The organism is Saccharothrix hoggarensis, assembly GCF_042678885.1.
In the GTDB taxonomy this organism is placed as follows: domain Bacteria; phylum Actinomycetota; class Actinomycetes; order Mycobacteriales; family Pseudonocardiaceae; genus Actinosynnema; species Actinosynnema hoggarensis.
This window is the reverse complement of record NZ_JBHTLK010000281.1, coordinates 1-8118: the sequence shown is the minus strand read 5'-3', so window position 1 is coordinate 8118 and position 8118 is coordinate 1. Positions and strand designations below refer to the sequence as shown.

The window sequence follows — 8118 nt, the reverse complement described above, 5'->3', positions numbered from 1 at the left end:
GGCCCGCTGGGCGAGCCGTTCGCCGGCGCGGTGCCGCTGGACGACGTGCGCGGCTCACGGCCGCCCGCGCCGCGAGGCCGCCACGACGACGACCCGCTCGTCGTCAACCACACGTCCGGCACGACCGGCGTGCCGAAGCTCGTCGTCCACACCACCCGCACGATCGTCCACCGGCTGGCCCGGTTCGAAGCCGTGCGGTGGCCCGTGATCGGCGTGCGCCGCGACGACGTCGTCGCCAATGCGAGCTCCTACGCCCACGGCCGCACGTTCTGCTGGACGGCCAGCGTGTTCTGCCTCGCCCCGCGCAAGATCGTGCTGCTCGGCGACCCGCGGTCGGCCGAGACCGTGCTGGCGCGGCACCGGCCCACGACGCTGGAGGCGCTGCCGTCGGCCTACGTGCGGTGGCAGCCGCTCGCGTCCCGCCCCGACAACCCGTTCCGCGACGTCCGGCTGTTCGTCAGCACGTACGACGCCATGCACCCGCCCGCGATCCGCGCCATGCTCCACGCGTCGCGCCGCCGCCGTCCACTGTGGATGCAGGGCTGGGGCCAGACCGAGACCGGCCCGCTCACCTTCCGGTTCCTCACCCGCCGCGCGCTCACCCGCTCGCCGGACGCCCGCGACCTCGGACGTCCCGTGCCCGGCCGCACCCGGCTGCGCGTGGTGGACCCGGTGACGTTCGCGCCCCTCCCGCGCGGGCGCGCCGGGCTGGTGCTCGCCCGGACCGCCGCGCGCTGCGCCGGGTACGTCGGCGAGCAGGACCGGTGGGAGGCCAAGAACACCGGACCGTGGTGGAACACCGGCGACCTCGGCGTCATCACCCGCGGCGGCGCGGTGCGGCTGCTGGACCGCGAGGTGGACGCCGTGCCGGGGCTGAGCTGCCTGGAGGTCGAGGACCTGGTCGAGGACCGGCTCCCCGAGGTGGTGGAGTGCGTGGTCCTCGGCACGCCGGGCCGGCCGCCGATCCCGGTGCTGGTGACGTCCGGTCCGCTCGACCCGGCGGCGTGGCGTCGCGCGGTGGCCGACCTGCCTCCGATGGCCGAGCCGCACGTGCTGGCGTGGGACGACGTGCCGCGCACCGCCACCGGCAAGGTGCGCCGCCTCGACCTGCTCACCCGCCTCGTCGGCACCGCCGAGACCCACGGCACGGGACGGTGGACGTGACCACTTACGTCTTCGACCGCGGTCACGTGGCCGAGCAGCACCGCTGCCTCGCCGCCGCCTACGACCCCGTGACGTTCGCCCGGCTCGCGCAGACCGGCGTCCGGGCCGGCTGGCGGTGCCTCGACGTCGGCGCGGGCGCCGGCAGCATCGCCCACTGGCTCGCCGGGCGCGGCGCCGTCGTGCTCGCCACCGACGTGCACACCGACCACGTGCCGCCCGCGCCCGGCCTGACCGTGCTGCGGCACGACGTGGTGCACGACCCGCTGCCCGAGGCCGCGTTCGACCTGGTCCACGTGCGGCTCGTGCTGCGGCACCTGCCCGAGCGCGACGCGGTGCTGCGCAAGCTCGTCACGGCGCTCAAGCCCGGCGGCCTGCTGCAGGTGGACGAGTTCGACAACTCCTACAGCCCCGTGCTGCGCGCGCCGGACCGGCAGGCCGCCGAGCTGTACGAGACCTTCCTCGCGGTCAAGGAGGGCGTGTTCGACGCGTTCGGCGTGGACGGCGCGTGGGGCCGCAAGGCGCCCGCGGCGATGGTCGCCGCCGGGCTCGTCGACATCGACCCCCGGGTGGTCGTGCACCCGTGGCGCGCCGGGTCGCCGGGCGTGGCGCTGCTCGCCCACACCACCCGCATGCTGCGGGACAAGCTGGTCGCCGCCGGCCTGACCGACGCGCACCTCGCCGCCGTCCGCGACCTGCTCGCCGACGAGCGGTTCCTCGCCACCTCGCCCGTCGTGTACTCGGTCCACGGCAGGCGGCCCGCATGACGTCCACCGCGACCGCCGTGCCGTGGGCCGGACCGGTCGACCTGCCGCTGGCCGGCGAGCGGGACGTGCAGGCCGCGTGCGGGCTCATGCACGTCCACGGCCGCCGGTTCGGCAGGCCCACCGCGCTCGGGCTGGACTACGCGTCGATCCTCGCGTCCGAGCTGGCCGGCATCGGCGCCCTGGCGCTGGACGTGGCACGGCTGCGCGGCGTGCCGCTGCGCGCGGTGTCCACGTCGGTCGCCCAGGCGGCGCTGCTCGCGGTGTCGCAGTACCTCGCGGCGGCGACCGCGCCCGACGTCGGCCTCACCCTCCCCGAACCGGCGGGCGGCGCGGGCGGCGGGCCGCCGTTCGTGTCCTCCGACGGGGTCGCGTTCGAGCTCGAGGCGTTGGACGCGGAGGTGTGGCGGCGGTTCTGGACGGCGCTGCACGCCGAACCGCGGGCGGTGGCCCGGGTGTGGCGGCCGTTCCAGCAGCGGTTCGCCACCGCGACGTGCCCGCTGCCGCGCGAGCTGACCGGGCTGACCGCCCGCTCGCCGATCGCGCGGCTGGAACAGGTCGCCGCCACCACCGGGATCACGCTCGTGCGGGTGGCGAACCGGGCCGTGGACGACCTGCCGCCGTACCGGGTGCGACCGCTGGGACCGGCCGCACCGGCGGTGGGAGTCGCGCCGCACCACGGCGTGCTGCCGCTGTCGGGGCTGGTGGTGGTGGAGTCGTGCCGACGGGTGCAGGGCCCGCTGGCCGGGCACCTGCTGTGGCAGCTCGGCGCGTCGGTGGTGCGGGTCGAGCCGCCGGGCGGCGACCCGCTGCGGGGCGTGCCGCCGATGGCCGGTGACGTGTCCGCCCGGTTCCACGCGCTCAACCGGGGCAAGCGGGTCGTGGAGGTCGACCTCGCCACCGTGGCCGGGCGTCGGGAGCTGCTGGAGCTGGTGTCGGGCGCGGACGTGTTCCTGCACAACTGGGCGCCGGGCAAGGACGCTGACTGGGCGTTGCGGCCGCGCGACGTGGCCCGGGCGCGGCCTGGCATCGTCTACGCGCACGCGTCCGGCTGGGGCGACGAGCTGGGCGCGCGACCGCCGCTGGGCACCGACTACGTGGTGCAGGCGCACGCGGGCGTGCCGCCGTCGCTGATGACGATCGTGGACGTGTTCGGCGGCGTCGTGTGCGCCGGGGGAGTGGTGGACGCGGTGGCGCGGCGGATCAGGTCCGGGGTGGGGCAGTCGGTGGCGTCCTCGCTGCTGTCGGCCGCGTCCCGGCTCAACGCCCGCGCGACCGGCCGGTGCGCCGCGCCGCTGAGCGTGCCGGTGTGCGCGGACCTGGCCGAGCTGGGACGGGACGAGCGGTTCTCCCGCGCGCTGACGCGGGACGGGTGCGTGGTGCCGACGGGGGTGTGGGAGTTCCGATGACGTGGACGTCGACCACCGGCGTGGTGCTGCGCGACCTGGTCCCGGCCGGGACGCGCCGCTCGTGGGTCGAGGCCGGGCACTGCCCGGACCGGGACCTGCACTCGCTGTTCCGGGACCGGGTGGCACGCCACCCGCGCCGCACCGCCGTCATCGACGACGCGGGCGCGATGGACTACGCGGCGCTGGATCGCGCCGTCCGGCGGCTGGCGACGTCGCTGCGCGACTACGGCCCCGCCGACATCATCGGCCTCGACCTGCCCAACGGGAGGGAGGCCGTGGTCGCGGAACTGGCGGTCGCGGCGATCGGCGCGGTGGCCGTGCACCTGCCCGACGGCGGCTCACCGGTCGTCAGCACGGTGCTCACGGACGTGTCGGAGGCGTTGGAGTCCGATGAGGACGTCCCGTGGTCGCCGGTCGCGGTCGACCCGGAGGCGCCCGCGCGGATTCTCGTGTCGTCCGGCTCGGAGGCGGCGCCGAAGCTCGTCGCCTACTCGCACAACGCGTTCGCCGGCGGGCGCGGCAACTACGTGCGGGCCGTGCACGGCGTCACGGCGGTGCCGCGCGACCTCGTGCTGGTGCCGCTGGCGTCGGCGTTCGGGTCGTTCGGCGCGGCGATCACGCTGTGCCGGTTCGGTGGCACGCTGATGCTCCAGCGCCGGTTCGACGCGGCGGCGGCGCTGCGCGTGGTGGCCGACCACCGGCCGACGCACGTGTTCGGCGTGCCGACCATGCTGCGCCGCATGACCGAACTCGCGTCCACAATGGACACCTCCTCGATCCGCGCCGTCGTGTCCAGCGGCGACGTGCTGACGCCGGAAACGCTGGCGGTCACGCGGGCCGCGTTCGACCGGCCCGTGATCAACATCTACGGGTCGTCCGACGGCGTCAACTGCCACACCTCCACCCCCGGGCACGGCGTCGGCCGACCCGATCCCGCGGTGACCGACATCCGGATCGGGGACGGCGAGATCTGCGCCCTCGGCCCCATGACACCGCTCTGCTACGTCGACGCGCCCGAACTGGACGCGCGCCACCGGCTGCCCGGCGGGTGGGTGCGCACCGGCGACGAGGGCTTCCTCGACCCGGACGGCACCCTGCACGTCGTGCGCCGGCTCAAGCGCGTCGTCATCCGCGGCGGCTACACGATCAGCCCCGCCGAGGTGGAACTCGCGCTCGGCGGCCACCCCGGCGTGGCCGAGGTCGCGTGCGTCCCGGTCCCCGACCCGGACCTCGGCGAGCGGCTGTGCGCGTGCGTCGCCGTGCGCCCCGGCCACCCGCCGCCCTCGCTCGGGCAGCTCGCGGAGTTCCTGCGCGACCGGGGCGTGAGCCGCCGCAAGCACCCCGAACGGCTGCTGCTCCTGCCCGAACTGCCCCTCGGCCGCACTGGGAAGGTGTGCCTCCGCACCGTCGCCCGGCTCGCCGCCGAACGCCACGGCGCCCTGCTGTGACGACCCCGCTGTGACGACCCCGCTGTGACGACCCCGGTGTGACGACCCGTGTGACGACCTGACCCGGAGGTGGTTGTGATCAAGCTCGACCCGTTCGCCGGACCGGGGTTCGCCGCGCTGGGCGCGCTGGCGAAGGCCGTGGACGACGTGGACCTGCCCGCCGGCCTGGTGGAGCTGGTCCGGTTGCGGTGCTCGCAGCTCAACGGCTGCGCGTACTGCGTCCGCCTGCACACCGACGCCGCCACCGCGCTGGGGGAGACGCGGGACGTGTCGTCGTGGCGCGCCGACCCGGCGTTCACCGACGCGGAACGCGCCGTGCTCGCGCTCGCCGAAGCGGTCACGCTGATCCACGACGGGCACGTCCCCGACACCGTCCTGGACGCCGCGATCCGCGAGGTCGGCGCGGTCCGGGCCCAGCAGGTGGTGTGGGTCACGTCCGTCGTCAACGCCTACAACCGGCTCGCGATCAGCGCCCGCCTCACCTGACCCCGGCGCGACCCGGGCGCGGGTCGCGTGAGGCAGAATCCGGCCGTGAGCACCAACTGGGCAGGCAACGTCACCTTCTCCGCCGCGCGGACCGCGCACCCGACCTCCGTCGACGAGCTGCGTGACGTCGTGCGGACCGCCGGGACGGCGCGCGTGGTCGGCGCCGGCCACTCGTTCAGCACGATCGCCGACACCGCCGGCACGCTGATCAGCCTCGACCGGATGCCCGAGGTGTTCGAGGCCGGCCCCGAGTCGGTGCGCGTGAGCGCCGGGATGCGGTTGGCGCGGCTCGCCGGGCTGCTCCACGCCGCTGGCCTGGCCCTGCCCGCCATGCCGTCGCTGCCGCACATCACGATCATCGGCGCGTGCGCCACCGCCACCCACGGCTCGGGCAACGACATCCCGTCCCTGGCGAGCCTGGTCCGGTCGATCGACCTGGTCACCGCCGACGGCCGCGTCACCACCCTGGGCCGGGGCGACGACGGGTTCGACGGCGCGGTGGTCGCGTTCGGGTCGCTGGGCGTGGCCGTCGCGGTGGAACTCGACGTCGTGCCGACGTTCGAGGTCGAGCAGCGGGTCTACCAGGACATGCCGTTCGACGCCCTCGTGGAGAACGTGGACGCCGTGTTCGCGAGCGCCTACAGCGTCAGCGCCTTCACCACCTGGCAGGGCGTCGCCCACGTGTTCGCCAAGCACCGCGCCACCGACACCCGGCACGACCTGGCGTGGACCGGCGCGACCCCCGCGACCGAGCCCCGGCACCCCGTGCCCGGCCAGCCCGCCCTGCACTGCACCGCCCAGCTCGGCGAGCCCGGCCCGTGGCACGAGCGGCTGCCGCACTTCCGCGCCGACTTCACGCCCAGCGTCGGCCGCGAGCTGCAGTCCGAGTACTTCGTGGCCCGCGAGCACGCCGCCGAGGCGCTGACCGCGCTGAACGCCCTCGCCGCCGAGACCGCCCCCGTGTTGCTGACCTCCGAGGTCCGCACCGTCGCCGCCGACGCGCAGTGGCTCAGCCCCGTGCACGGCCGGGACAGCGTCGCGTTCCACTTCACGTGGCAGCCTGACGACGCGGCCGTGCGCGCCGTGCTGCGCAAGATCGAGGCCACGCTCAGCCCGTGGCAGCCGCGCCCGCACTGGGGCAAGCTGTTCGAGCTGGCCGACCCGGGGGAGCGCTACCCGCACTGGGACCGGTTCGCCGCCCTGCGCGCCGACCTCGACCCGCACGGCGTCTTCCGCAACCCCCTGGTCGACGGCTGGTTCGCCCGGTAGGCGGTCAGGCCCGGTCCAGCGGGTCGAGGGCGGGAGGTCCACCTGCCGCTGCCGGACCAGGCCGGGGCGGCCTCGAAGGGCTCCACCGGCCACGTGCTGTCGTCCCCGACGGGGGAACCGGGGTCACAAGCGGGCGAACCGGCGCAGCGCCTCCAGGTCCGGCACGACCACGTCACGCCGCAGGTGGCTCACCACCACGCCCGCCTTGCGCAGGTCCGCGAACGCCTTCTCGGCCGTGCGCGGCTTCATCCCCGCGATCGACGCCAGCTCCACCTTCGTCAGCGGGATGCCCAGCACCCAGCCGCCGACCTCCTGCCTGCCGTGCGCGCCGACCAGCTCGGCCAGCACCCGCGCGACCCGCTCGGCGGCGGTGTGGGACAGGAAGTCGCGCCGCCGCCGGTTGGCCCACCTCAGCTGGTCGTCCAGCACGCCCAGCAGCTCGACGAACCCGTCGTTGCGGCGGTGCAGGAACCCGTGCAGCTCGGCGCTGGTGATCAGCTTCGCCGTCACGTCGCCGCAGGTCACGACCGTCGCCGAGCGCGGCCTGTGGTCCATCGACGCCATCTCGCCGACCAGGTCGCCCGCGACCCGCACGGTGAGCACCGCGCTCTCGCCGGACCCGTCGTCGACCAGCACCTTCACCACGCCGTCGAGGATCAGGAACACGTGCGTGTCCGTGGCGTCCTGGACGATGATCTCCCGGTCCGGGGCGTACCGGACGGCCGTGCCGAGGCCCAGCAGCTCCTGCCGGCTGGTCTCCCGCAGCCGCGCCAGCAACGTCCCGGCGGGCCACTCCGGCGCGCCCGCCCGTGCTCCCGACGGGCTCGACGTGGCCAGCGAGCGGCCCGCGTCGGCGAACGACGCGTAACCCCGCTCGAACGACGGGTCGGGCCCCGCGCCGGACAGCAGCGCCTCGCACGCCCGCCGCTGCTCCTCCAGCGACCGCACGGCCGGGTGGTCGTCGCGCAGCGCCGCCACCGCGCGCATCGACGCGTCCCGCACCACGTCCAGCAGCCGCTGCGCCTGCGCCCTGGTCCCGTCGAGGTGCGCCAGCTCCAGCTCGGCCGACGCCAGGTTCGCCGTGGCGATCACCGCGTGCGGGTGGTCCGCGCCCAGCCTGGTGGCGGTGCGGTCGGCGGCCGAACGCAGGCTCGGCAGCGCGAGCCGGGCCCGTTCCGCCGACCGGCGCACCCTGGCCAGCTCGAACTCGGCGGACGCGAGGTTCGCCTGCGCGACCAGCGCCCGCGGGTGGTGGACGCCCAGCGAGTTCACCGCCCGGTCGGTCGCGTCACGCAGGTCGGCCAGCGCCTCGGTGACCTCCGCGGTGTCGCCCTGGTCGCGGGCGATCCGGAACCGGGCGCACATCAGGTTCAGCCGCAGCACGGCCGTCTGCGGGTGGTTCGCGCCCAGCACGGCCGCGTTGCGCTGTAACGCCAGTTCCAGCGCGCCCGTCTCGGTCGACTTCACCGGTTCGACGGCGACGGCGACCGAGCCGACGGCGACGGGGTCGGCCACCGGCATCGGGTCGAGGAAGTCGCCCACCACCTGGCGCGGGGGAGCGCCCCGCCCGAACGCGGCGGC

General features: G+C 75.7%; 7 protein-coding genes. 6 read left to right on the top strand and 1 reads right to left on the bottom strand.

The window, feature by feature from the left end; genetic code table 11:
• The 6 genes from ACFQ3T_RS32180 to ACFQ3T_RS32155 form a co-directional block, all read left to right on the top strand.
• Positions 1-1164 (top strand): ANL family adenylate-forming protein (locus ACFQ3T_RS32180; RefSeq protein ID WP_380729160.1); only part of this gene is annotated, 1164 nt, incomplete at its 5' end.
• On the top strand, positions 1161-1928 hold the full coding sequence (locus ACFQ3T_RS32175; protein ID WP_380729158.1) for a class I SAM-dependent methyltransferase: 768 nt from the start codon (positions 1161-1163) through the stop codon (positions 1926-1928). The genes ACFQ3T_RS32180 and ACFQ3T_RS32175, both read left to right, overlap by 4 nt.
• Positions 1925-3334, top strand: a complete 1410-nt coding sequence (locus tag ACFQ3T_RS32170; protein WP_380729155.1) for a CoA transferase — start codon at positions 1925-1927, stop codon at positions 3332-3334. Before ACFQ3T_RS32175 ends, ACFQ3T_RS32170 begins: the two co-directional genes overlap by 4 nt.
• Entirely contained in the window at positions 3331-4782 is a 1452-nt protein-coding gene (locus tag ACFQ3T_RS32165) for a class I adenylate-forming enzyme family protein (RefSeq protein ID WP_380729153.1), read from the top strand. The genes ACFQ3T_RS32170 and ACFQ3T_RS32165 overlap by 4 nt, the downstream gene beginning before the upstream one ends.
• 75 nt (positions 4783-4857) lie before the next feature.
• Complete coding sequence (locus ACFQ3T_RS32160) at positions 4858-5268, top strand: carboxymuconolactone decarboxylase family protein (protein ID WP_380729151.1); 411 nt, start codon at positions 4858-4860, stop codon at positions 5266-5268.
• Between the two features lie 45 nt (positions 5269-5313).
• A complete protein-coding gene (locus ACFQ3T_RS32155) occupies positions 5314-6537 on the top strand; it encodes a D-arabinono-1,4-lactone oxidase (RefSeq protein ID WP_380729149.1) in 1224 nt (407 codons plus the stop codon).
• 123 nt (positions 6538-6660) lie between these two features.
• Here the strand turns inward: ACFQ3T_RS32155 and ACFQ3T_RS32150 are convergent.
• On the bottom strand, positions 6661-8118 hold a 1458-nt coding region (locus ACFQ3T_RS32150), incomplete at its 5' end, for a Crp/Fnr family transcriptional regulator (protein ID WP_380729147.1).

Bases quoted from the DNA above. Each gene is read 5' to 3' on its own strand.
- ACFQ3T_RS32170 (WP_380729155.1), top strand. From the start codon at position 1,925: ATGACGTCCACCGCGACCGCCGTGCCGTGGGCCGGACCGGTCGACCTG.
- ACFQ3T_RS32165 (WP_380729153.1), top strand. From the start codon at position 3,331: ATGACGTGGACGTCGACCACCGGCGTGGTGCTGCGCGACCTGGTCCCG.